Below are 22,043 nucleotides of genomic sequence, written 5' to 3'. Positions count from 1 at the left end.
ATGGACAACTCTCTATGGCTTGATAACTTTCTCAACATGTATCGAGAACTCGGAACCGACAATTTCGACGTGCTAAAGACGGTTTATCACCCTGATATCGAATTCCAAGATCCGCTGCATCATGTCAGCGGAATTGCAGCGCTTACCCACTACTTCGAGAACCTCTACACTCAGGTAACGAGCTGTTACTTTCATATCGAACACACTTTCGAAGCGAACGACGAAGCTTCTGTTTACTGGACGATGCAGTTTGCTCACAAGCAATTAAATGGACAAAAGCCAATCGAAGTACAAGGACACAGCCACCTGAAGATGCTCGACGGCCAAGTGGTTTATCACAGAGACTATCTTGATGTCGGATCTATGTTGTACGAACACATTCCAGTGCTGGGCTGCGCCATCAAATCCATCAAAAAGAGAGCGAGCCAATAATGCGTATTATGATCACAGGCGCGACCTCAGGTATCGGCCAATCACTCGCTATCGATTACGCTCAACAAGGGCATCAGGTGATTGCTTGTGGCCGTAACCCAGACAAGCTGCAAGCCTTAGTTGATTCTCACGAGACAGACTTATCGCACTCGTCAATTGACCCACTCTGTTTTGATTTGACCGATTACCACAATTTCCCAGCACTCGACCAAGATAAACCGCTCGACCTACTGATCTTGAACGCGGGTGATTGTGAGTACATCGATGATCCTGTCAATTTCGACGCAGAGTTATTCGAGCGCGTCATCAACATCAACCTAATTTCAATTGGCTATGCCCTTAAAGCTTGGCTAAAAAACATCAAGCCCGGCGGCCGCTTGGTTTTGGTGAGTTCAAGCGCGAGCTTTCTACCACTGCCAAGAGCCGAAGCTTACGGCGCTTCAAAGGCCGCTCTCACCTACTTAGGTAGAACGCTCTCAGTTGATCTCGCCGAGCACAACATTCATGTCTCAATTGTGCACCCAGGCTTTGTTGAAACACCATTAACCGAGCGAAACTCCTTCGCTATGCCTATGATTATTAGTAGCGAGGCAGCCACTCAACGAATCGTAAATGGTATTGCTCAAGGAAAGAGCGAGATCGATTTCCCAAGACGATTCATATTAATAATGAAATTACTAAGAATGCTACCGACTCCAGTGTGGCAAAAACTCGCTTCAAGGATGGTATAACAATGAAAAAAATCGCCATTATAGGTTCAGGCATCTCTGGACTGACTTGCGCACATGTATTAGATAAGCACCACGACGTTACGGTATTCGAGAAAAATGACTACGTCGGCGGGCACACTGCTACGGTTGATATTGAACACCGAGGCACGGCGTTTTCAATTGATACTGGCTTCATCGTTTTCAACGACAGAACCTACCCAAACTTCAACAAACTGCTTGAGCAACTCGGTGTAGAAAGGCAACCCACCGAAATGAGCTTTAGCGTACACAACACCACAACTAAATTCGAATACAACGGCCACAGCATTAATTCGTTATTCGCCCAGAGGAGTAATATTTTCAAACCTCAGTTCTGGTCTTTAGTTTCTGACATTCTCAAGTTCAATAAGTTATGTAAGGCCCAGTTTGAAAGCAATGAATTCACACCAGATGTCACCCTTGGCAGCTTCCTAAGCGACAACCAGTTTTCCGACTTTTTCAGCCAGCACTACATCTTGCCGATGGGTGCGGCTATCTGGTCGACAAGCTTAGAAGAGATGGAAGAGTTCGAACTTAAATTCTTTATTCAGTTCTTCTACAACCACGGCCTGCTCGACATTGCTAACCGCCCGCAATGGTATGTAATTCCTAAAGGGTCGCGCTCTTACGTTGAAATTATTCTTTCACACTTAAATAAACCCGTAGCGTTAAATACATCAATTAAACAAGTGACTCGCCAAGAAACGGGCATCACGATTGAATTCGAAGACGGCGCTACACAAGACTTCGACGAGGTAATATTTGCGTGTCACTCAGACCAAGCCCTGCATTTGCTGGGCGATGCGACAGAGCAAGAGAAACAGGTTCTAGGCGAGATCCCATACAGTCGTAATGAAGTGGTTCTGCACACTGATACCCGCTTACTGCCAGATAGAAAGCTGGCTTGGGCAAGCTGGAACTACATGTTGGATGGCGACAGTCAGCGACCTGCCTGTGTGACATACAACATGAACATTCTGCAAGGCATCGAAAGCCAAGATACCTTCTGCGTAACCCTAAACCAAAGTGACGCGATAGCGCCTGAGAAAATCATTCGCAGCTTCGTTTATCATCACCCGGTACTTAACTCGAATACGGTAGAAGCCCAGCATAAGCGCGATCAGATCTGCGGCAAAAACAACACCCACTTTGCAGGTGCTTATTGGTACAACGGATTTCATGAAGACGGTGTTCACAGTGCACTCGATGTCACGAAGCGCTTTGGCTTAGATTTGAGCACGAGTTCAGTACGATGAACACTCACACCATGACATCCGACATGGAGATAGCATCAGAAAAGAGTGAAGAGCTCAGCGGCATTTACTGGGGCAACGTACGCCACCGCCGATTTGGCGATATTACTCATGAATTTAGCTACCAGTTATACATGATGGGATTAGATCTCGATGAAATCCCTCAAACAACAACTCGCAGTCGTTTGTTTGGTACTCAATGGTATAACCCGATTCGCTTTGTCGAATCGGATTATCTCGCTGAAAAAAAAGAAAATGCCACCACAGATGAACCAAAATCACTTAAACAACGTATAGCCTCTAAAGTGCAAAAACTTGGTGGGGTGTGGTCTGATTCAAACCGTGTGACGATGCTGGCTCAGTGCCGCTGTTTAGGTATCTATTTCAGCCCAATCAACTGTTTTTTCTGTTACGACGAGACTGGTGATTGTCGCTACATGTTGGCCGAAGTGAGTAACACGCCATGGCGGGAAAGACACTATTATCTCATCGACATGCACAAAGAATTGAAAGTAAAAAAAGAGTTTCACGTTTCGCCGTTCATGGATTTAGACATGAACTACTTGTGGAAAATAAAGCCACCAACGAAACGGACGTTAGTACACATCGAGAGTCATCGTAGCGATAAAATTTTTGACGCCACGCTTGCACTCTCAAAGCAGTCGGTAACAAAAGCAAACATTAGGAAAACGGTACTGCGGATCCCAGCAATGACAATCAAAGTTGTAATGGGTATCTATTTTCAGGCTCTCAAATTATTTCTGAAAAAAGTACCGTTTGTGGCGCATCCAGATTCAGCATCTAAAACGCCTTAAAGATGTCTAAATTGAAGGCTTGGGTAAGCTTAACGAGACAAACAGTTCTAGCCCCGAGTCAGTAAAACTAAATTTAAAACAATTTCTCAGCGAGGTTTCCATGGAACAGCTTGCCAAACAAAACAACAACGTAGAACAACAAGCTAAAGCCGTTGCTGTTTCAAGCAACTGCAAATATCGAGCTCTGATTTTCAAGGTTCTAGAACGTCTGCAATTCGCAAAACTCGAAGTGATAGAACGAGACCAACATTCGGTGTTTGGAGACAGAGAAGCGACTTTAAGCGCTCAAATCGTTATCCATGATGCGAGCTTCTATCGAGACGTAGTAATGAGCGGCAGTATTGGGGCATCGGAGGCCTACATTGACGGCAAGTGGACCAGCCCCGATCTCACTCGCGTGATTCAAATCATGGCGCGAAACCAAGCTCAACTGGATGAACTGGACGACAAAACACAGTGGATTTCTAAATTCAAAAATCTACTTCTTCGTCGTAAGAATTCCAACACCGAACAAGGCTCAAAAAGAAATATTCTTGCCCACTACGACATCGGCAACGAGTTGTATGAACGCTTTCTTGATTGCTCAATGCAGTACTCTTCCGCTATCTACAGCGAAGAAGCAGAAACCCTATCCAAAGCTCAGCAAAACAAAATGAAAACCATCTGTGAGCGATTAGAGTTGTCAGAGAAAGATAACGTGGTCGAGATAGGCACAGGCTGGGGTGGCTTAGCTATATTCATGGCGCAACACTACGGATGCCATGTCACCACTACCACAATCTCAGATGCCCAACACGCGCTTGCAGAACAGAGAGTAAAAGCGCTTGGCTTAACCGACAAAATCACCCTGCTTAAAGAGGATTATCGTAACCTCACTGGTGAGTATGACAAGTTGGTCTCTATCGAGATGATTGAGGCGGTCGGTCATGAATATCTCCAGACCTTCTTTGAGAAATGTTCATCGCTACTTAAACCTTCAGGCAAGATGCTGATCCAAGCGATTACTATTGCCGACAGCCGTTACGATAAATACCGTAAAGGTGTCGACTTTATTCAAAAGTACATCTTCCCCGGCGGTTGCCTACCTTCGGTTTCAGTGATGACCCAACACCTTGCGACCAGTACAGACCTTGTTGTCCAAGAAATCGATGACATTGGCCTGCACTACGCTCGAACGCTTAATGATTGGAATGTTGCCTTTGAAAACAGTTGGGAAGAGTTAGAGTCTCTCGGCTATTCAGAAGAGTTTAAGCGCTTGTGGATCTTCTACTTCTGCTACTGTGAAGGTGCATTCAAAGAGCGCGTGATCAGCACTCATCACTTAGTTGCTAGAAAACCTCGTTACTTTGGAGCAAAAGATGAAACGGTTTTGGATTATTAATCTCGTTCTGTTTCAAGCGACCTGGGTTTGCAGCGCGTTCTTTACCGAGCAAGCCCCGTTCGTGGCGCCACTGATTGTGGCCGTTCACTTCCTTCTCTCCCCTACTCGCAGTAGCGATCTGAAAATACTCATTTTATTACCATTAGGGCTGTTGCTTGATAGCCTCTTGCTTCACTTCGGCGTGTTTGCCGTCGACTCTGAAATTGCTAATCAATCGTGGTTCCCGGTGTGGCTTGTTTGCCTGTGGATCATGTTTTTAATCAGTTTTAACCACAGCCTAAATTGGCTTTTAAAATGCTCGAAAGTGATCTTGTTTGTCATAGGGTTCGTAGCAGGTACTAGTAGTTATTGGGGAGGCATCAAAGCAGGCGCCCTTCTTACTACTTGGCCAGATGCATCGGTAGTTGCTGCCCTTGCAATAAGTTGGGGGATTTTGTTGCCCTTACTGGTGGCCGCTTACTCCAACTTAGTACAACCCAAAATGGCAATCACGAGGTGACTTATGGCTTATTCACGCAACCCTACGCAAGCGTTCAAATCTGAGAGCGATGTTAGTCGCGTTCGCACTCAAACAAGCGAGCAATCAAGAAACCGACTATTTAGCTTGGTCACCCTAACCCTCATTTTCGCAGCACTCCTATTTACCGGAAATGCCAAAGCTTCTGCTGTCGATGATCTAAATAAACGCGGTCAAGGTGAAATGAGTTACCTGTTTTGGACTCTCTATTCAGCCGAATTCTACACCACACCTTCAAACTCTGAGCGAGCATTAAAGATTGAGTACTTTCGTTCGATTGATAGTAAAGATCTGGTAGACGCAACCAAAGATCAGTGGAGTAAGCTTGGTTACTCAAATAACAACATTCAACGTTGGTTGAAACCGTTGTACGCGATGTGGCCTAACGTGGAAGAAGGAAGCACACTCACGATTCGTGTCGCTGAAGATAACGTGAGTCGTTTTTATTTCGATGAGCAACCCATCGGTACCATCCAAGACAAACAATTTGGTGAAGCCTTTCTCGCGATTTGGTTATCTGAAAACACATCCGAGCCGGTTCTACGCAAACAACTTTTAGGTCTGAATAAATGAATCAAAAAACAAAAATACTAAAATTCGCCTTAGCCATTTTGACATTCACTTGGCTAGTGGGTTGTGGCTCTGCAAGTTTAGAAAATCACGTAGACACTACGCCAGAGCTTAAGCTTGAAACCTTTTTCAACGGTGAACTTAAAGCCTATGGCATGGTTCTCGACCGTTCGGGCGATTTACTGCGTCGCTTTGATGTCAAGCTCGTCGCGACTTGGGACGGTGACAAAGGAGAAATCAAAGAGTGGTTCTCTTTTGCTGATGGCGAGCGTTCAACACGCGTTTGGAACCTGGTAAAAACCGGCGAAAACACCTATTCAGGCACCGCCAACGATGTCGTTGGAACCGCTTATGGTGAGACCCAAGGTTCTGCTCTGTATTGGAAATATGACTTAGAAATCGAAGTAGACGGCAGTACCTATGAAGTGGTACTCGATGATTGGATGTTCTTGATGGACGACAAACGCTTGTTCAACAAAACCGAGATGTCTAAGTTCGGTTTTAAAGTGGGCGAAGTGATCTTGTATATCGAGAAGATTTAATTTAACTGGCATTTCTGATTCTCAGTTTCTTCAACGATAACCTTTACCCCAACAGATAATCTCAGCCCTTAATATAATCTCAGCCTACAATGCAATCTCAAGCCACAATATAAGATCAGCCCACAATAGAAAACTGTGGGCTGTTCTGTTTAATCCCTCGAATAGCATACCTGTATGCTCAAGCCTTTGTGCTAAGATGCGCCACCAGCATACATATGGGCTAAACTCAGTTGAGCGGATGTGATACACAGTTCCACCAATAAAGAGCACTTCCCCGTTGTTTCGCTAAGCGTAGATTCCCTACCATGAATAATTGAAAAGGCTTTAAAGCATGAGCAAGTTGACCTCAGCGGAGCGTAAAGCTCGCGACAATGAACGTTTCTCACAACGCGTAAACGACCGCAGAGAAAAAGGCGAAGACGTAGTTGCTTACGCATTGACCAACAAAAAAGCTGTAAAATTCCTGACTAAGTCAGAGAAAAAACGTTTCAACGAAACGAGAGCAACACTTCAAGAAGAGAAGCGAGTTAAAGAACAAGAAGAACTGAACCGAATCGAAGACGCGTTCACGACCAAACAGTTCGACGACGAATAATCACTTCTGCTCACTCAATAACGCAGGCTCTGCTTAGCAAACCTAAGTAAACGTGATCGTAAATTATTATGTCCGGGTGAGCACAAAAGTGTGCGACAATGCTCGGCGTAAATTCATATTCAAGGTTTATTATGAAACTTCTAGTTCGTAACCTATCGCGCTCTACTGCTGAGCAAGACATCCGTGTTCTATTTTCTGAGTTCGGCTCAGTAAAAGAGTGCAGCCTAGTTTTAGACCAAGAAACTGGCGAATCTAAAGGCTTTGCATTTGTTGAAATGCCTGAGCACGAAGAAGCTAAAGCTGCACTAAACAAGCTGAACTTGTCAAAGCTTGGCAAAAACACGATTCGTGTAAAAGTGGCTAACTCTTAATCGAGTAAACGCTTTATAAGCCACATGGCTTAGCTTAACAGCAGCACAAGCACAGATGATAAAGCCCGTAACGATATGACGTTTTCCAACGCAATATCGTTACGGGCTTTTTGCTGCTCACGATTCTCTTTTCACAACACGACCGATTCACTTATCGTTTGCGCTTACAACCCTTCATGTTCATCAATGGCACGCCTTGCTTCTGCCATTGAGCATCCAGATTCCATCACCAGCTGGGCGACCGTCATCGAGGGCGTAGCAGCTAACAACGATGCCAAACACACCACAGGCTTAGGCAGTACTTTGTCTATTGCAGTTGCTATCCAATCGTCTTTTTCATGAGTTAACATGGTTTTAAATTCAATGAGTTGATGATCTTGAGCCACCAACAGCCAGTTGCGTGAACGTCGAACTCGCTTCAACTGGCATCCACACTCAGTCGCATTCGCCATCACTTGGCTTTTATCACTCACACGATGTACAAAACTATTCAGTGGGACACTAAACATAACTCTCTGCCAACCAACCTATACCAATCATTCAAGCGCTCTCTAACTACCACTCGGCAACTCAAAATTCTCTATCAATAAAATCATGCTTAGAATTACACAGGCACAAAAAAACCGCCAGTGATGCGCTAGGCAGCCTCGCGGTTTTTCGTTCTTTAAAGCCCAAAGCTCAGCATCAGCGGCTAAGCATTTTCAATTCAACATGGATAATCAGCAGCAGCTTTTTGAATTGCCCTGATCACAGCAGTTTGAATTTTCCAGGCCTCCTCGCTCAAGACCCTCAATCGCATCAGCCAACGCAGCAAATGATTGCTCAATATTGTCACGTGAAGTCGCGATGTTCATTCGCATAAAATGATAACTTTCAGCGCCAAACCAACCGCCCGGCGTTAACCCCATTTTAGCTTGTTCAAACACCACACTTTTCAATTCATCTTCCGAAAAGCCTAAGCCTGAAAAATCAAACCACACTTGGTAAGTGCCTTGCGGTTGGAAGACTTTTAACTGAGGAATTCGCTGCTCTGCAAATTCGGAAATCCACTTAACTGTGTCTTGCAGATACGCCAACATACCATCTAACCACTCTTCACCCTTTTCGAAGGCAGCAATCGTCGCAAACGTCGTCAAGGCATTACCATGGTCAAGATACATCGCCGCGACATGGGTTTTGAACGCTTCAAATAGCTCATTGTTGTTGGTGTACACATAGCCGTTTGAGATGCTGTGCATGCCGAAGGTTTTCGCCGGAGAGCCAATCAAGGTGATGACCTTATCGTAATCAAAGCTGGTCAAGCTAGTGAAAGCGTGACCTTCAAAGATAATGTCTGAATGGATTTCATCACTGATGATCAACACATCGTGGCGCTTGGCGATCTCGATGACTTGTTCAATTTCTTGCTGTGTCCACACACGACCCGTTGGGTTGTGAGGATTACAGAAAATCATCGTTTTTACTTTGTGTTCGATTATCTGCTGTTCCATACCATCGAAATCAATGCGGTAACCTTGCTCATCATTAATCAATGGGCTGCTCACCACCTGACGATTAGCCTTGTCCACCAAGTTAGAAAACTGGTGATACGCTGGCGTATGGATTAGCACACCATCACCTTCATTGGTGAACTGGCGCAGTAACAATGCAATACCAGAAAGCACACCCGGCACCTGAACGAACTTATCAGCAGCTAGGTTCAAGCCATGACGCTTTGAATACCATTGAGAAAGCGCTTCAAACACCGCCTGCTCATGAAACTCGTAAGAGTACACACCGCGCCCAACCAAACGATTCAGCTCTTGAGTGATCGGTTCTGCTACCTGAAAATCCATATCAGCCACCCAATATGGGAAGACATCAGTGGTGTTGTAGATACCTTGTAGCATCTGCGGTTTACTTTTAATAAACGCATTTTCGCCGTAGTTAGATGCACTGTTAAAGCTGGTCATATAGATTTCCCAAAGTTTACATTCGATAATTTGTAATCAAATCGATCACACTCATATCAGTAAGACGTTTTCTTTTTTGAAAAAGACGAAAAATGCACAAAAAAACGTCATTAAAAACACGATTTATATCTTAAAGTGAGTGGGCGTTTGCTGATCGCCCCTAAGAATCTCTATAAAGGCTCTGATTTTCTTCAAGTTATACATATCGCGGTGCACCAAAGCCCAAACAGGCATTGGCCAAACCAAACTGGAAGAAACTGAGATCAAATCCTCATCTCTCTCCACAAATTCCCTGGGCATAACCGCAATACCACACCCCGACTCCAAAGCTCGTGCGGCTACCTGAACACTCGAACACAGAAATACAACCTGCGTTTCTGGAACCGTGTCGTAGATCCATTCATTCCACAGCAGATGTTGCGGCCTCTCTTTCATGGCGATAAAACGATGCTGCTGCCAGTTATTGTCTTGCGGTAATCCATACTGCTCGATATAGCTTTTGTGCGCGCACAACACCATCTCCACACTGGCGATTGGGAACACGATATTGTCTGGTGTCGTAGGTTTATCGCCACTACGAATCGCAATATCCGCCTCACCATATTCAAGGTTAAATTTCCTCAAATCACCAATAAAATCAACACGCATATTGGGGTAACAACGCTGATATTGTTGGATAACAGGCATCAGCATACTTGCCATATCGTTTATTGCAGTAACGGTTAACGTGCCAGAAAGTGCCTGTTCTTTACTTTTGATTTGTGCGCCTAATTGCGAGAAGTGATTCTCTGTCACCTCACCTAAGCGCATGATCTCTAGCCCGGCTTCAGTCGGTAAATAACCTTTGTCATTTCGTTGGAACAACAACACACCAAGCTCAGCTTCGAGAGTGTCGATATGCCTCATCACGGTTGAACGGTGCACGCCCATTTCTTGAGCGGTAGCACTCAGTGTTTGGTGTTGAGCCAGCTTGTAGGCCGTTCTTATCTCATTCCACTTATCCATTTTCTCGCCTTTTCATTTAGCTGCCTCTCGATGTTGCACGTTGCAAAAATGCACATCTCCGTTTTATTTTCGCTCATTTATTACAAATATGAAACGCACTAAGCTATTTCCCCATAGATAAGTGGCTTCTGTGGTCGACAAACGGCCTGCCGCAAAAAAGACAAAGTATGAATAAAGGGCAAAATATGAAAAAGGTAGACGTACTCATTATTGGTGGTGGTTTCGCTGGCGTAGCAGCTGCGCAAGAACTTGAGAAAAAAGGCGTGAGCACGTTATTGGTTGATAAAAAAGACTACTTTGAAGTGACCTACGCGACTCTTCGTAATGCTGCTGCACCAGCGGTGACCAAAGACGATGCGAGAAAGCCCTACCAATCTTTCTTGAAAGGCGCTTTTCTTCAAAGTGGTGTCAGCGAATTAACACGTAACCAAGCCACATTGGATAATGGAAGTACCATTGACTTTAAGATGGCGATCATTGCTTCAGGTACTCGCTACCCGAGCATGCCAATCGCGAAATAGAGCTCTGCGTTCAACCTAACCGATCGCAACAACGAACTATTACAGCACAATCAAAACATCCAAAATGCAGAGAACATATTAATCATTGGTGGCGGGGTCGTGGGGGTGGAGCTGGCAGGAGAAATCGCACACGCCTTCCCTAGCAAAAAATTGGTTCTCGCACATAGAGGTGAAGCATTGCTTGATGGCTTCAAGAGCAAAACCAGAAGAGTCGCATTTCAGCAGTTAACAGCACTAGGTGTCGAAGTAGAATTTAACACGGGTTACCAAAACATCTCGGGAAGCTATATCGACCAACGAAGCGGTAAAACGGCGACCGCAGACATCGTATTCGAGGCGGTTGGCACCTTACCCAATAGCGAGTTCCTGCAAGCTCAGTTGCCACACGTGTTAAATAACAAAGGCTTCATCAAGGTGAATAGCCAGCTAGAGGTGTCAGGAGAAGACAACCTATACGCACTCGGTGATGTCGCCGATGTTGGCGAAGCTAAGCTGGGTTATCTTGCTCAGCAACAAGGGGAGTACCTCGCTCGCCTGATCAGCAACAAGCTAAAGAGCAAATCGACAAAAGGTTACAAGCGAAATCCATTAATGGCACTGATTCCAACAGGGCCAAAAAGCGGCGTTGCCGAGATGCCTTTTGCTGTTACAACTTTTAAACCCTTGCTCAATATGAAGCAAAAAGATTTGTTCATTAATAAAGTTTACAGTGCCTTTGAACGCTAAGCGCGTACTGCCAATTGGTTTTGACAGCGTTACGCATGCTTTATGACGCTACTTATGATGGGGTAGCATTGCTTAGGCTTTAGCCTCTACCACAATTTCTGTTTTTACCGAGTTAGCGATAAAGCAGTTTTTGTGCGCCAAATGATGCAGTTTGTCGAGTTGTTTGGCGGTTGGTATCTTAGAACCGGAGAACACAATGTCAGGTCGCAAAGTCACCTTAGTGACCGATGAGCGGCCTGATTCATCTTCCTCAAGCACACCAACAGCATCATCCACATAAGAGTCGACCACATACTTCTGCTTTCCAGCAATACCCAAAAACGTCAGCATATGGCAGCTAGACAGTGCCGCAATAAAGGCTTCTTCTGGATCAACGTTGGCCTCAACTGAAAACGGCAGTGGCACAACATGAGGAGAAGACGAAGCAGGCACAGTGACACCGCCATCGAAATCCCACATATGCCCTCGGCTGTATTGGTTATCACTAAAGGCTTCATCGTCACCACGAGCCCAACGAATCACCGCACTATATTCAGACATAATCCCTTCCTCTATCCATTAGTTATCAAATAATTGGTTCTCAAACGACGAGTTATTTAGCGATCAGCAGGGTGATTGACACCATCATTAGTCACCACATCGCCAATATCAAAAGGGTTCACCCCTTCCAAACAACCGGTGTTAAACCCATATTCATTAGGGCTTGAACGGCGTTGATGATGGGTATAGATACCGCAGTTTGAACAGAAGTAATGTTTCGCGGTGTTGGTATTGAATTGATAAAGCTTAAGATGCTCAGCGCCTTTCAAAATCTTAATACCATCCAGCGCCACAGACCCCACAATCGCCCCTCTACGACGGCAGATAGAACAGTCACAACGGCGCGGCTTTTCTATTCCGTTAGGTAGGCTGAGTTCTAACTCAACTGCACCACAATGGCAGGTGGCTTTGTGAAAAGGTTGGATAACCGTGTTACCGACGACTTTCATTTCTCTCTCCATCACGTCCTTGTATCGAACTATCTTAACGAGAACCATTTACCTTGTCCGTAACCAAGCTTTGAATTTAGCATTTTTAGAACAATCAACTTATCCATAAAATCTTCAATAGTTCTCAGTTTTACAACGATATCGCCCTACATTAATAATCGTTAATCTAAGCACAACCGATCCTTAATCCTTATGCAAGTAAGCTCTCTCTATCAATAAAAATAGAGAGAGAAAAAACGTGAATATACTTGGATACTTACAAAAAATCGGCAAAGCACTGATGGTGCCGATCGCCGTACTGCCTGCTGGTGGTTTGATGCTAGGGCTCGGTTATGCCCTTGATCCATCAGGTTGGGGAGCTAACAGCGCTTTAGCAACCATACTCGTATACGGTGGCAAGGGCATTATGGATAACCAAGCGTGGTTATTCGCGGTTGGCGTCGCTTATGGTTTAGCGAAAGACAATAACGGCGCTGCTGCTCTATCTGGCCTATTAGGTCTGCTCATAGTGGAAATGATCGTGGGTAACGTGAATGTTATCTCACAAATCACCGGTGTCCCTGTCGACCAAATGAGCGCATCTGAACTTATCGCCTCCAATGCAGCGGTGAGTGCATTCACTGGCATCATGATAGGTATTGTCGCCGCCACTCTATATAACCGATTCCACACCATAAAACTGCCTGCTGTTCTTGGGTTCTTTGGCGGCAAGCGTTTCGTTCCAATCATCACTTCTCTGGCCGCGATTAGTATCAGCTTAGTCATGGTTTATGTGTGGCCTGTCGTCTACGGAGCACTGGTTGAGTTCGGCATTTCTATTTCTGAAATGGGCGCGACAGGCGCTGGCCTCTATGGTTTCTTTAATCGCTTACTTATTCCTGTTGGCTTGCACCACGCACTTAACCAAGTTTTCCTATTCGATTTAGTGGGCATCAATGACATTTCTAAATTCTGGTCGGGCACCGGTGAACTCGGTGTAACAGGTATTTATCAAGGTGGCTTCTTCCCTGTTATGGGTTATGGCTTACCGGCTGCATGTTTAGCGATGTACCACTGTGCAAAACCAGAAAACAAAAAGAAAGTCGGCGGTATTCTAGGTGCTTCCGCATTAACCGCTATCTTAACCGGCGTAACAGAACCGATTGAGTTTGCCTTCATGTTTGTAGCACCTGTGCTTTATGTTATTCACGCGCTTCTTGCCGCTATGTCGCTATACATTGCTGCCAGCATGCAGTGGATCGCTGGCTTTACCTTCAGTGGCGGGTTAATTGACTTCGTGTTGTCTTACAATCTTCCACTCGCAGTCAAACCTTACATGTTGATACTTCAAGGTCTGTTCTTTGCGACGATTTACTACTCAATATTCCGCTTCGCCATCCTAAAGTTCGATTTAAAAACACCGGGACGTGAAGATGTAGACGTAGCAGAAGTAAACCAAGTTTCATCGAATGAGAAAGCGGCGCAATACTTAAAAGCGCTAGGTGGACATGCGAATCTAACCAGTATCGATTCATGTATCACAAGACTGCGCTTAACACTTAAAGGCATCAGCATTGTTGATGAAGCGACACTGAAAGCGATTGGTGCAATGGGCGTGGTAAAAATTGGGGCTAACAACCTTCAGGTTATTATTGGCACAGAGGCAGAGGAGATTGCTCATGCGATGACTCAAATCCCTAAAAGCCAAGACCTAACATCGGTCCCACTTCCGAGTTAAACCCAGCGTCACTAAAGTACTGCACACGTTACTGTGCACATTACAACACTCAGGCCAAAGCGATTCGCTTTGGCTTTTTTTGTAGGCGGTAATGTGTGCTTGCACGGTTACTCACTTAAAATTTAGGACGACTATAGATTATATGCATAGCATTCAGTTGGTTATAAGCAATAATCTTGATATGTTAAGCGGATGAATTCGTGTATATACGATGTTAAAATCGTTATAACAGGTTCAACGCAGTATCTGTGCAAATCTTGGGCATTTTTACTATGCTGTCATAATTATTATGGAATTAGCATGCATATCAGCTAGTTAAACCGTATTGTTTAACCTCTTTAGAGGTGACCTTTTTTTCTCGTGATGTTATTCTACTTAAGATATTTCAGATAAAATCTGGCCTAAAAGGATTCATTGTATGCTTAAGCATCTAACTGTAAAAAACTATAAATCAATCAATCGGTTAAACCTTGATCTAGGTAGGGTCAACGTTTTCATCGGTGAAAACGGCTGCGGTAAAAGTAACATACTAGAAGCATTGGCTCTTGTTGGTGCGGCTGAAGCTAACAAGTTAGATAATGAATTTTTGTCCAGTCGCGGTATTAGAGTTACTTCACCAACATTAATGCGTTCAAGATTTTCTGATTCAAATATTGATAAACCGATAGAGATTTCCGTAAATTTTTCAAGTAATGCTAATCCTCATGTCTACAAATTGAAAAATGATAATGAACCTTACTCAAAGTGGACATCTTCTTCAGGTGAGCGTATTAGCTTAACTAAACTAGAAATTACAGAACTAGCTACAGCATTAAATGATTTAAAAGATAAGTCAGATGAAAGTTTTGAAATAGATGAAATTGACCCTAAAAGTATAAAGTCTTTATTTGAAAGTTACTTTAAAGAAAGAATGACTTTTCTAAAAGATGAATCAAGCGACGAAAAAATCAACCTTAAAGATTTCATTATATTTTCACCTGAAAATACAGCTTTAAGAAATTTTTACCAAGAGGGGCAAATAGAACCTCTTGGTATAAATGGTGAAGGGCTACTTAAATTATTAAAAGTTATCAATGATAAAAAATCAGATCAAATTGATGTAATTAAGAAGTCACTGAAGCTTTTTGGTTGGTTTAAATCGGTAACTATCCCGAATGAGTTGTGCGAACAAGATGATAAAATCGTTATTAATGATAAGTATTTAGAGTCAGCAAAATTTGATCAAAGAAGTGCAAATGAAGGGTTTTTATTTATTCTTTTCTATATGGCGCTGATTGTATCTAATGAAACACCAAAAATATTTGCAGTTGATAATATCGATGCCTCATTAAACCCTAAAATGTGTACAAAAATAATTAAAGATATAGCGTTATTGACAAAAAAATACGATAAACAAGTGTTTTTAACAACTCATAATCCTGCCATCCTTGATGGACTCGATTTAAATGACCCAGAGCAGAAATTGTTTGTAGTTTCAAGAACTCGTTCAGGTAGCACTAGAGTTAAAGAAATTACAATTGATAGTAAGCCGCGTTCGTCTTCTGACGAAGATCTCAAGTTGTCAGAAGCAATGCTTCGTGGCTATCTTGGTGGATTACCAAAAGGATTTTAATTATGTATTTTGGTCTTGCATGTGAAGGTACGACAGATCAAATTGTATTAGAAACGGTAATCTGTGGTTATTTTGATGATGAAGATTTAGATGATGAAATACATCAGTTTCAACCACCGTTTGATGAGAGCAAGAGAAAGCAAGCTGGGTTTGGGGGCTGGGAATTATTATTAGAATATTTACGATCAACTCGTTTTCGAGATGATGCATTGAACTGTAATTATATGGTTGTACATGTTGATACTGATATCTCAAAAAATATTGGATTTGATGTTCCTCATGTTAACGAAAGAAATGAAGAGATAACAGTTGATCTACTTACTGAAAATGTAATTAATCGATTAACTCAGGAAATCAATTCAGGTAAGGCTGGGTTTTATGATGAACACTCAGAAAAAATCATATTTTGTATTGCAGTTCATTCAATAGAATGTTGGCTTAACGCTTATTACGATACGAAAAAATTGAATAATCCAAAAATAAAAAACTGCGAAAAAGGCTTACGCTATATTTTGGTAAATAAACATTCGTATAAAGATCGAGAGATTGTAAAAGATTATGATTTTTATAAGATATTATCTGAACCACTCTTGGATAATCGAGTTTTAGAAAAGTTGAAAGCTAAAGATCCTAGCTTAAGTCACTTTGTTGGTCAATTAGACGCTATTGAAGCACCCTAACTTGTTATAACAAATAAGGATTAAGGTGTTGTGTAGCCAACACTAAATCCCGAATATTGAACAAGCCCGAAGCCACTTTATTAAGTAAATTGTACAATTAAATTTGAAGGGCGCATCGCTTTGAGGTTCTTCTCAAGGCGAACGAGGCCAAGGTAAGGTTGTAATAATAATCTTATCAAACAGTTAACCAATTTTTGTTTCTTTCTTCGTCAAGCCTCCTCTGATTTCGTACATGTGGAGGCTCTTATGAGAATCGTATCTTTTACTGAAGTTAGAAATAGTCTCAAGGCTGTTTGGGATGGTGTCGTTAATGATGCTGATACAACAGTCACTACAACACGTCGTGATTCTGAAGATGCTATGGTTATGTCTTTAGACTACGACAAACATTCCCTAAGGTTAACGTTCAAAATAGAGGCGAGCTCTTAACCCTGGGTTGTTGTCTCTTAAAATAAGGTGAGCGTGGTGACGCTTTACTACTGCATCAACCAGAGACAAGCCAAGGCCATTGCCAAATTCCGTTCTACTTTTATCTGCACGGAACATAGGCCGACACACATTCATCTTATCTTTGTCTGATATCCCTATACCGTTGTCTGCCACCGTGACACCAAAGTAATCAACCACCACTTCAATTTCGCCCTTTTCCGGTGTGTATTTCACTGCGTTTTCAACCAAGTTGAAGACAGCCCTGAAGAGTAAACTTTTATCCCCCAATACTTCGCACTCTTGGTCTAGACGACAAACCAAACTCTGTTGTTTCATTTCAGCAATAGGGCTAATAAATTCAATCGCATCTTGAGCTATTTTCCCAAGGTCCACGCGCTCTGTGGCGATCAAAGTTTGCCCGCTATTCAGCTTAGTGATCTCTAACATACTATTGAATAGCGATAGAATGAGTTCCAGCTCATCATGGCAAGCAGAGAACTGCTCTTGATGTTCGTCGGTCAATGTGGAATCCGATAATACCTCTTCTAAGAGTAGCTTTAGCCGAGCCATGGGAGTGCGCATATCGTGAGCCATGCCTACTGTTAACGACTTCAATGACTCTTCATTTTTAGCCATTTGCTCAATCATGAAGTTGAGATGGATCGCCAAAATATCAAATTCATCGTCTTGTTTGGAAACAGGGATTTTTACGCTTTTTTCACCACACAGCACTCGATTCATCGCTTGGTTGACTCTTTCTAAACGCTTTAAGATCAGAACCGTAAAAAACAGAGCCGCGATCAGCATAACTGCAATAGGCAGCACGATGCCAGAAAATACAATCGGGATCAGGGTTTTTCGATACTCTTCCACCGCCTTTATATCAATACCAATCACCAAGCGATGCGTATCTCCAATGCTAATGTTGGCGGTTTCAGACATAAGAGAAATAACGGGATAATACGTGGTTATTGAAGGACTTGTTTGCTCAGAAAGGCGATAGTAAAAATTGGTGTCGGACGTTTGCTTTACGGCAAGTAACCTTTCAACGTCCTCTTTACTTTGATTGGCTGCATAACTGAATTCGGATGACTCATCTTGCAGCTGTCGAATCAACTGCGCTCTATGAAACGCATCTGAATCTTTATATACCTGCCTAATCACGACGACATTAATCACTGTCACCAACACAAACAATCCGACTAGAGTCTTAAATACGGAGGAGCGAGTGAGGGAGTAATCATCGACGAAGGACATAACCTGCCCCTCTCACTGTATGAAGCAAATCAGGGCAACCTGCTTCTTCAAGCTTCCTTCTTAAATTGGCGACATGAACATCAATGACATTGGTTTTCGGGTCAAAGTGGTAGCTCCAAATAGCCTCAAACAAGCGCATTCTTGAAACAACTTGCTCACTGTGCTCAACGAAATACTGAATCAGTTGAAACTCTTTCGGCTGCAATTGGAGATCTTGGTTTTTACACACTACTCTATGAGCGCGTAAATCGATTTCTAAGCAGTCATATATCAAATTTGTCTCAGTAACGGGTTGACGTTTAGTTCTATTGATAATGATGTCTACTCGTGCAACAAGCTCAGCCAGAGCAAAAGGTTTTATCAGATAATCATCACTTCCTGCTTGAAGGCCATTCACGCGATCTTCCACGCTGTCCATGGCACTCAAAATTAATACCGGTAAATTTTCTTCTGTCGCTTTGATTGCAGAGAGAACTTTCATTCCATCCAAATACGGTAACATGCGATCAAGAATCACCAGTTGATACTCGGAGCTTAACGCCATCATTAAGCCTTTTTTGCCATCTTCTGCTTGGTCGACCGCATAACCATGTTCTTCAAGACCTTTGGCCACAAATTCTCTTGTGGTGGTGTCATCTTCGATAATTAGTATTTTCACTACTTCCCCCTTTATCGGAGATAAATATTATCGTAAACCAAACACTTATCGCCAAAAAAAAGAAAGGCTCGCGTGACTAATGCGAGCAAGATGCAACTTAGGGGGTAAACTGCAATTCGGTAATAAAGTTTATTTGATCAATAAAGCTTCAAAGGCACTATAGATCTATCGTCATTGAGGTTTCATTTTCAATAGATTAACGATAATTAATCTCTGCCTGATTTCTCGACCAAGTCATTAAAATTCTCAAACAGATAATCCAAAAACAGCCGAATACGTTTCGGCTGATATTTCTTGCTGATATACACCACATTCAAGTCGGCGCTCGATACTGACGTCGAGGTGTTGAAGTTCTTCATGTAGCCATTAAGTAGCGTCACAAGGCGTTGGTTATTGATGTCATCTTGCACATCGAGTACCGACTTCAACGCAATCCCTTCTCCTTGCAATGCCCAGTATCGAATCACTTCACCATCGTCTGAAAAGCGCTTCGGCACAACCGTCACAGCCTTCTTCATATCATGATCTTGAAAGTGCCATGTCTTGAGCTCTTCATTGCTACGCAGCATAGCCAAACAGTCGTGCTCGACCAAATCTTGTGGTGTTAACGGCGTTCCATGCTTGGCAAGATATTCTGGTGAAGCACACAGCACTCGTCGGCTTGGTGATAAGCGTCTTGAGATCAAGCTACTGTCGACCAATTCCCCATAACGGATCACGATGTCCATGCCTGATTCAGCGATATTCGATAGGTGATCGTTCAAATACAGGTAGGGAATAACGTCTGGATACTGCTGACAAAACTCCGACAGAATAGGAAGGATGTACTGTTTTCCGATGTCTTTAGGTGCCGCAATCTTTAGTGGGCCTTTAACCTCTTTGACGCCATTTTGAATCAGGTTTTCAGCCTCGCTGACGTTATCCAATATCTCCAGACACGCCTTGTGATACAGCTCGCCAGAGTCAGTTAAAGACACATGTCTTGTGCTTCGGTTCAGCAGTTTCACACCATATCGCTCTTCCAACGCCTGAAGCCTTGCTGTCATGGTCGCAGGAGAAAGCCCTAACTCTCGCCCCGCCGCAGCTAACCCGTGATGCTTAACAATGCTCACGAACATCGCCATGTCTGAAAACTTATCCACTCTTCGTCCTTCCTTTCCCTTTCATTCTTATTGTTCGGCATTACTGAATAATGAATTTATATTTTAGCTAATTATCAAATTTAGTCGAATAAATATAATAGCAACCATCAGCAGAACATGCAGGAATTCAAAACATGAAAAACGAACTTACGAACCAAGAAAAGCACACTTTCGTCATCATTGGTGGCACATCAGGTATAGGTAAAGCATTGGCGATGCAATTGAGAAACGAAAACAACACAGTACATATTGCGAGCCGACACACTGGCGTTGATATCACCAGTGAAAAATCAATTTGCGAATACTTCGAATCGATTGGTCCTTTTGAGCACTTGATAGTCACAGCGGGTTCATACGCTCCCGCAGGAAAAGTGACAGACGTAGCTATAGCAGACGCAAAAGCCGCATTTGATACCAAGTTTTGGGGAAGCCTAAACGTAGCCAAGCACGCCGCACGTTACATGCCTCCAAACGGCTCAATCACACTAACCACGGGCATGCTGTCACGCAAAGTGGTTGCTGGTACATACGTAAAAACCACGATTAATGCCGCGCTAGAGAGCGTAACTAAGGTGCTTGCCAAAGAGCTATCACCGATTCGAGTCAACGCCGTCAGCCCCGGCCTTACCATGACTGAAGCCTACAAAAATATGGATGATTCCGCTCGTGCAAGCATGTACGACAACGCCAAAAACAACTTACCCGCCGGCAAGGTTGGCGAAGCTTCTGAGATAGCGATGGGTTATCTGTTCGCGATTAATAACCCGTACGTAACCGGCTCAATCATCGATATCGACGGCGGCGCTTTGCTCAATTAAGTACTCATCACTAAGCCCATCAGAAACAGTAATCAACATTTAAGCGAGGGCGCCCAACATCGCGCCCTGTGCTACCCAAGTTTAAAAATAGGTACAACGTCATGAAACAAGAAAAGATCCCATTCCAAGTTTGGATACTGACACTCGCAGCGTTTGCAATCGGCACGGCTGAGTTTGTTATCGCAGGCATTCTGCCACAAATTGCGACATCCCTTTCGATCACCGAAGGTCAAGCCGGATACCTAATCAGTGCTTATGCGTTAGCTATCGTTATCGGCGGGCCTATCTTAACCATCTATCTAGCACGCTTTAACAAGAAGATGGTACTGATTGGCTTAATGGCACTGTTCATCATTGGTAATGTCTTATCTGCCCTTGCGCCAAGCTATCCACTTCTACTTACAAGCCGTGTTATCGCAGGCTTAGTGCAAGGCCCTTTCTATGGCATAGGTGCGGTTGTCGCGACCAACTTAGTATCTGAAAAAATGGCAGGTCGTGCTGTTGGTCAAATGTTTGCTGGCTTAACACTCGCTAACGTTCTTGGGGTTCCCGCTGGTACTTGGGTTAGCTTGCAATTCGGTTGGCACACCACCTTCTTTACCGTGGCAGCACTTGGCACCATCGCCATGATTTCAATCTTAACGTCAATAAAATCTTCAGGTCACAGCGAAGCGAAAGACATCAAAACTCAGCTGTTGGCATTCAAAAATCCAATGCTTCTCATCAGCTTGGCAATCACCGCTTTTGCTTGGTCTGGCTTCATGACGCTTTACGGTTACCTTGCGCCTATCGCCATGCACATCACGGGTTACGGTCAAGAATCAGTAACTTGGATCTTAGTGATTGTTGGTGTCGGCTTAATCATCGGCAACACCTTGGGCGGACGCTCTTCTGACAAAGATTTAGGCAAAGCATCGATGTTTTGGGCTATCGCGATGATCGTTTCATTAATAGTGGTAGGCCTTGTTGTAGACAACAAAATCCTATTCGTTGCCGCTGCATTTGTCTTTGGTATTGCATCATTTGCGAACGTTCCTGCTATGCAGCTTCGAGTAATGAATCACGGTGGCGAAGGCCAAGAACTAGCAGCAACCGCGAATATCTCAGCCTTTAACTTAGCCAATGCCTTTGGTGGATTCCTTGGTGGCATGGTACTCGACAGCCAACTAGGCGCAGGCATGATTCCGTTCGCAGCCATTGTTGTCCCAGTGATTGGTTTGTTTCTTATCGCAAAAGCCAACCGAGCTGAAAAGCCACAAAACGACTCTATCTTCAGCCCTGCGGAATCGAAATAGTGACCACCGCACGCTAA

The 22,043-nt window shown here is 43.6% G+C and carries 23 protein-coding genes and 2 pseudogenes; 17 read left to right on the top strand and 8 right to left on the bottom strand.

Features of this window, described 5'->3' with window-relative positions; translation table 11 throughout:
• From OCV44_RS17515 to OCV44_RS17470, 10 genes are all read left to right on the top strand, one after another.
• The gene (locus OCV44_RS17515; protein ID WP_054546097.1) at positions 1-432 is read left to right on the top strand and encodes a nuclear transport factor 2 family protein; all 432 of its coding nucleotides are present in this window, start codon (positions 1-3) and stop codon (positions 430-432) included.
• Positions 432-1,163, top strand: a complete 732-nt coding sequence (locus OCV44_RS17510) for an SDR family NAD(P)-dependent oxidoreductase (RefSeq protein WP_139683603.1) — start codon at positions 432-434, stop codon at positions 1,161-1,163. Before OCV44_RS17515 ends, OCV44_RS17510 begins: the two co-directional genes overlap by 1 nt.
• A gap of 2 nt (positions 1,164-1,165) precedes the next feature.
• Positions 1,166-2,437 (top strand): NAD(P)/FAD-dependent oxidoreductase, encoded by a 1,272-nt coding sequence (locus tag OCV44_RS17505; RefSeq protein WP_139683604.1) that lies wholly within the window; start codon positions 1,166-1,168, stop codon positions 2,435-2,437.
• On the top strand, positions 2,434-3,249 hold the full coding sequence (locus OCV44_RS17500) for a DUF1365 domain-containing protein (protein WP_139683605.1): 816 nt from the start codon (positions 2,434-2,436) through the stop codon (positions 3,247-3,249). Before OCV44_RS17505 ends, OCV44_RS17500 begins: the two co-directional genes overlap by 4 nt.
• 100 nt (positions 3,250-3,349) lie before the next feature.
• Positions 3,350-4,630, top strand: a complete 1,281-nt coding sequence (locus OCV44_RS17495; protein ID WP_139683606.1) for an SAM-dependent methyltransferase — start codon at positions 3,350-3,352, stop codon at positions 4,628-4,630.
• Positions 4,608-5,129 (top strand): DUF2878 domain-containing protein, encoded by a 522-nt coding sequence (locus OCV44_RS17490; protein WP_139683607.1) that lies wholly within the window; start codon positions 4,608-4,610, stop codon positions 5,127-5,129. The genes OCV44_RS17495 and OCV44_RS17490 overlap by 23 nt, the downstream gene beginning before the upstream one ends.
• A 3-nt stretch (positions 5,130-5,132) precedes the next feature.
• Complete coding sequence (locus tag OCV44_RS17485) at positions 5,133-5,720, top strand: chalcone isomerase family protein (RefSeq protein WP_139683608.1); 588 nt, start codon at positions 5,133-5,135, stop codon at positions 5,718-5,720.
• A complete protein-coding gene (locus OCV44_RS17480; RefSeq protein ID WP_139683609.1) occupies positions 5,717-6,259 on the top strand; it encodes a DUF3833 domain-containing protein in 543 nt (180 codons plus the stop codon). The genes OCV44_RS17485 and OCV44_RS17480 overlap by 4 nt, the downstream gene beginning before the upstream one ends.
• A 331-nt stretch (positions 6,260-6,590) precedes the next feature.
• A complete protein-coding gene (locus tag OCV44_RS17475) occupies positions 6,591-6,854 on the top strand; it encodes a DNA polymerase III subunit epsilon (protein WP_086051435.1) in 264 nt (87 codons plus the stop codon).
• Between the two features lie 131 nt (positions 6,855-6,985).
• Positions 6,986-7,225 carry an RNA recognition motif domain-containing protein gene (locus OCV44_RS17470; protein WP_004732698.1) on the top strand — a complete coding sequence of 80 codons (240 nt, stop codon included), beginning with the start codon at positions 6,986-6,988 and terminating at the stop codon, positions 7,223-7,225.
• Between the two features lie 164 nt (positions 7,226-7,389).
• On the opposite strand, the gene OCV44_RS17465 is transcribed toward OCV44_RS17470, so the two are convergent.
• From OCV44_RS17465 to OCV44_RS17455, 3 genes are all read right to left on the bottom strand, one after another.
• Positions 7,390-7,734, bottom strand: coding sequence for a ribosome recycling factor family protein (locus OCV44_RS17465; protein ID WP_099165963.1), 345 nt, complete (start codon positions 7,732-7,734; stop codon positions 7,390-7,392).
• A 210-nt stretch (positions 7,735-7,944) separates the two neighbouring features.
• Positions 7,945-9,177, bottom strand: coding sequence for a MalY/PatB family protein (locus tag OCV44_RS17460; protein WP_139683610.1), 1,233 nt, complete (start codon positions 9,175-9,177; stop codon positions 7,945-7,947).
• A gap of 123 nt (positions 9,178-9,300) precedes the next feature.
• The gene (locus tag OCV44_RS17455; RefSeq protein ID WP_102314784.1) at positions 9,301-10,182 is read right to left on the bottom strand and encodes a LysR family transcriptional regulator; all 882 of its coding nucleotides are present in this window, start codon (positions 10,180-10,182) and stop codon (positions 9,301-9,303) included.
• Positions 10,183-10,349: 167 nt separating this feature from the next.
• On the opposite strand from OCV44_RS17455, the pseudogene OCV44_RS17450 reads away from it, so the two are divergent.
• Positions 10,350-11,429: pseudogene (locus tag OCV44_RS17450) on the top strand (NAD(P)/FAD-dependent oxidoreductase).
• 72 nt (positions 11,430-11,501) lie between these two features.
• On the opposite strand, the gene OCV44_RS17445 reads toward OCV44_RS17450, so the two are convergent.
• Positions 11,502-11,969, bottom strand: coding sequence for an OsmC family protein (locus OCV44_RS17445; RefSeq protein ID WP_139683613.1), 468 nt, complete (start codon positions 11,967-11,969; stop codon positions 11,502-11,504).
• 56 nt (positions 11,970-12,025) lie between these two features.
• Complete coding sequence (locus OCV44_RS17440; RefSeq protein WP_139683614.1) at positions 12,026-12,418, bottom strand: GFA family protein; 393 nt, start codon at positions 12,416-12,418, stop codon at positions 12,026-12,028.
• A 238-nt stretch (positions 12,419-12,656) separates the two neighbouring features.
• On the opposite strand from OCV44_RS17440, the gene nagE reads away from it, so the two are divergent.
• The 4 genes and pseudogenes from nagE to OCV44_RS17420 form a co-directional block, all read left to right on the top strand.
• Positions 12,657-14,135: an N-acetylglucosamine-specific PTS transporter subunit IIBC gene (gene nagE / locus OCV44_RS17435; protein ID WP_139683615.1), complete on the top strand. Its 1,479-nt coding sequence runs from the start codon at positions 12,657-12,659 to the stop codon at positions 14,133-14,135.
• Between the two features lie 418 nt (positions 14,136-14,553).
• Positions 14,554-15,747 carry an AAA family ATPase gene (locus OCV44_RS17430; protein ID WP_139683616.1) on the top strand — a complete coding sequence of 398 codons (1,194 nt, stop codon included), beginning with the start codon at positions 14,554-14,556 and terminating at the stop codon, positions 15,745-15,747.
• 2 nt (positions 15,748-15,749) lie between these two features.
• The gene (locus OCV44_RS17425) at positions 15,750-16,427 is read left to right on the top strand and encodes a hypothetical protein (protein WP_139683617.1); all 678 of its coding nucleotides are present in this window, start codon (positions 15,750-15,752) and stop codon (positions 16,425-16,427) included.
• A 246-nt stretch (positions 16,428-16,673) separates the two neighbouring features.
• Positions 16,674-16,808: pseudogene (locus OCV44_RS17420) on the top strand (type II toxin-antitoxin system prevent-host-death family antitoxin); the annotation flags it as partial.
• Positions 16,809-16,826: 18 nt separating this feature from the next.
• Here OCV44_RS17420 and OCV44_RS17415 read toward each other — a convergent pair.
• From OCV44_RS17415 to OCV44_RS17405, 3 genes are all read right to left on the bottom strand, one after another.
• Positions 16,827-18,113: a sensor histidine kinase gene (locus tag OCV44_RS17415; protein ID WP_139683618.1), complete on the bottom strand. Its 1,287-nt coding sequence runs from the start codon at positions 18,111-18,113 to the stop codon at positions 16,827-16,829.
• Positions 18,097-18,771 (bottom strand): response regulator transcription factor, encoded by a 675-nt coding sequence (locus OCV44_RS17410; RefSeq protein ID WP_139683619.1) that lies wholly within the window; start codon positions 18,769-18,771, stop codon positions 18,097-18,099. Before OCV44_RS17410 ends, OCV44_RS17415 begins: the two co-directional genes overlap by 17 nt.
• Before the next feature lie 206 nt (positions 18,772-18,977).
• Positions 18,978-19,913, bottom strand: a complete 936-nt coding sequence (locus tag OCV44_RS17405) for a LysR family transcriptional regulator (protein ID WP_139683620.1) — start codon at positions 19,911-19,913, stop codon at positions 18,978-18,980.
• A gap of 134 nt (positions 19,914-20,047) precedes the next feature.
• Here OCV44_RS17405 and OCV44_RS17400 point away from each other — a divergent pair, with 134 nt between their 5' ends.
• Positions 20,048-20,731, top strand: a complete 684-nt coding sequence (locus tag OCV44_RS17400; RefSeq protein WP_139683621.1) for an SDR family oxidoreductase — start codon at positions 20,048-20,050, stop codon at positions 20,729-20,731.
• 101 nt (positions 20,732-20,832) lie between these two features.
• Positions 20,833-22,026 carry an MFS transporter gene (locus tag OCV44_RS17395; RefSeq protein ID WP_139683622.1) on the top strand — a complete coding sequence of 398 codons (1,194 nt, stop codon included), beginning with the start codon at positions 20,833-20,835 and terminating at the stop codon, positions 22,024-22,026.
• The last annotated feature ends 17 nt before the right edge of the window (positions 22,027-22,043 follow it).

It is taken from the genome of Vibrio tasmaniensis, from assembly GCF_024347635.1.
Classification (GTDB): domain Bacteria; phylum Pseudomonadota; class Gammaproteobacteria; order Enterobacterales; family Vibrionaceae; genus Vibrio; species Vibrio tasmaniensis.
The sequence above is the reverse complement of the archived record's forward strand: the minus strand, read 5'-3'. Positions and strand labels throughout refer to the sequence as shown.

Excerpts from the sequence above, each read along its gene's own strand:
- OCV44_RS17515 (WP_054546097.1), top strand. The coding sequence starts at position 1 with ATGGACAACTCTCTATGGCTTGATAACTTTCTCAACATGTATCGAGAA.
- OCV44_RS17510 (WP_139683603.1), top strand. The coding sequence starts at position 432 with ATGCGTATTATGATCACAGGCGCGACCTCAGGTATCGGCCAATCACTC.
- OCV44_RS17505 (WP_139683604.1), top strand. The coding sequence starts at position 1,166 with ATGAAAAAAATCGCCATTATAGGTTCAGGCATCTCTGGACTGACTTGC.
- OCV44_RS17500 (WP_139683605.1), top strand. The coding sequence starts at position 2,434 with ATGAACACTCACACCATGACATCCGACATGGAGATAGCATCAGAAAAG.
- OCV44_RS17495 (WP_139683606.1), top strand. The coding sequence starts at position 3,350 with ATGGAACAGCTTGCCAAACAAAACAACAACGTAGAACAACAAGCTAAA.
- OCV44_RS17490 (WP_139683607.1), top strand. The coding sequence starts at position 4,608 with ATGAAACGGTTTTGGATTATTAATCTCGTTCTGTTTCAAGCGACCTGG.
- OCV44_RS17485 (WP_139683608.1), top strand. The coding sequence starts at position 5,133 with ATGGCTTATTCACGCAACCCTACGCAAGCGTTCAAATCTGAGAGCGAT.
- OCV44_RS17480 (WP_139683609.1), top strand. The coding sequence starts at position 5,717 with ATGAATCAAAAAACAAAAATACTAAAATTCGCCTTAGCCATTTTGACA.
- OCV44_RS17475 (WP_086051435.1), top strand. The coding sequence starts at position 6,591 with ATGAGCAAGTTGACCTCAGCGGAGCGTAAAGCTCGCGACAATGAACGT.
- OCV44_RS17470 (WP_004732698.1), top strand. The coding sequence starts at position 6,986 with ATGAAACTTCTAGTTCGTAACCTATCGCGCTCTACTGCTGAGCAAGAC.
- OCV44_RS17465 (WP_099165963.1), bottom strand. The coding sequence starts at position 7,734 with ATGTTTAGTGTCCCACTGAATAGTTTTGTACATCGTGTGAGTGATAAA.
- OCV44_RS17460 (WP_139683610.1), bottom strand. The coding sequence starts at position 9,177 with ATGACCAGCTTTAACAGTGCATCTAACTACGGCGAAAATGCGTTTATT.
- OCV44_RS17455 (WP_102314784.1), bottom strand. The coding sequence starts at position 10,182 with ATGGATAAGTGGAATGAGATAAGAACGGCCTACAAGCTGGCTCAACAC.
- OCV44_RS17445 (WP_139683613.1), bottom strand. The coding sequence starts at position 11,969 with ATGTCTGAATATAGTGCGGTGATTCGTTGGGCTCGTGGTGACGATGAA.
- OCV44_RS17440 (WP_139683614.1), bottom strand. The coding sequence starts at position 12,418 with ATGAAAGTCGTCGGTAACACGGTTATCCAACCTTTTCACAAAGCCACC.
- OCV44_RS17430 (WP_139683616.1), top strand. The coding sequence starts at position 14,554 with ATGCTTAAGCATCTAACTGTAAAAAACTATAAATCAATCAATCGGTTA.
- OCV44_RS17425 (WP_139683617.1), top strand. The coding sequence starts at position 15,750 with ATGTATTTTGGTCTTGCATGTGAAGGTACGACAGATCAAATTGTATTA.
- OCV44_RS17415 (WP_139683618.1), bottom strand. The coding sequence starts at position 18,113 with ATGTCCTTCGTCGATGATTACTCCCTCACTCGCTCCTCCGTATTTAAG.
- OCV44_RS17400 (WP_139683621.1), top strand. The coding sequence starts at position 20,048 with ATGAAAAACGAACTTACGAACCAAGAAAAGCACACTTTCGTCATCATT.
- OCV44_RS17395 (WP_139683622.1), top strand. The coding sequence starts at position 20,833 with ATGAAACAAGAAAAGATCCCATTCCAAGTTTGGATACTGACACTCGCA.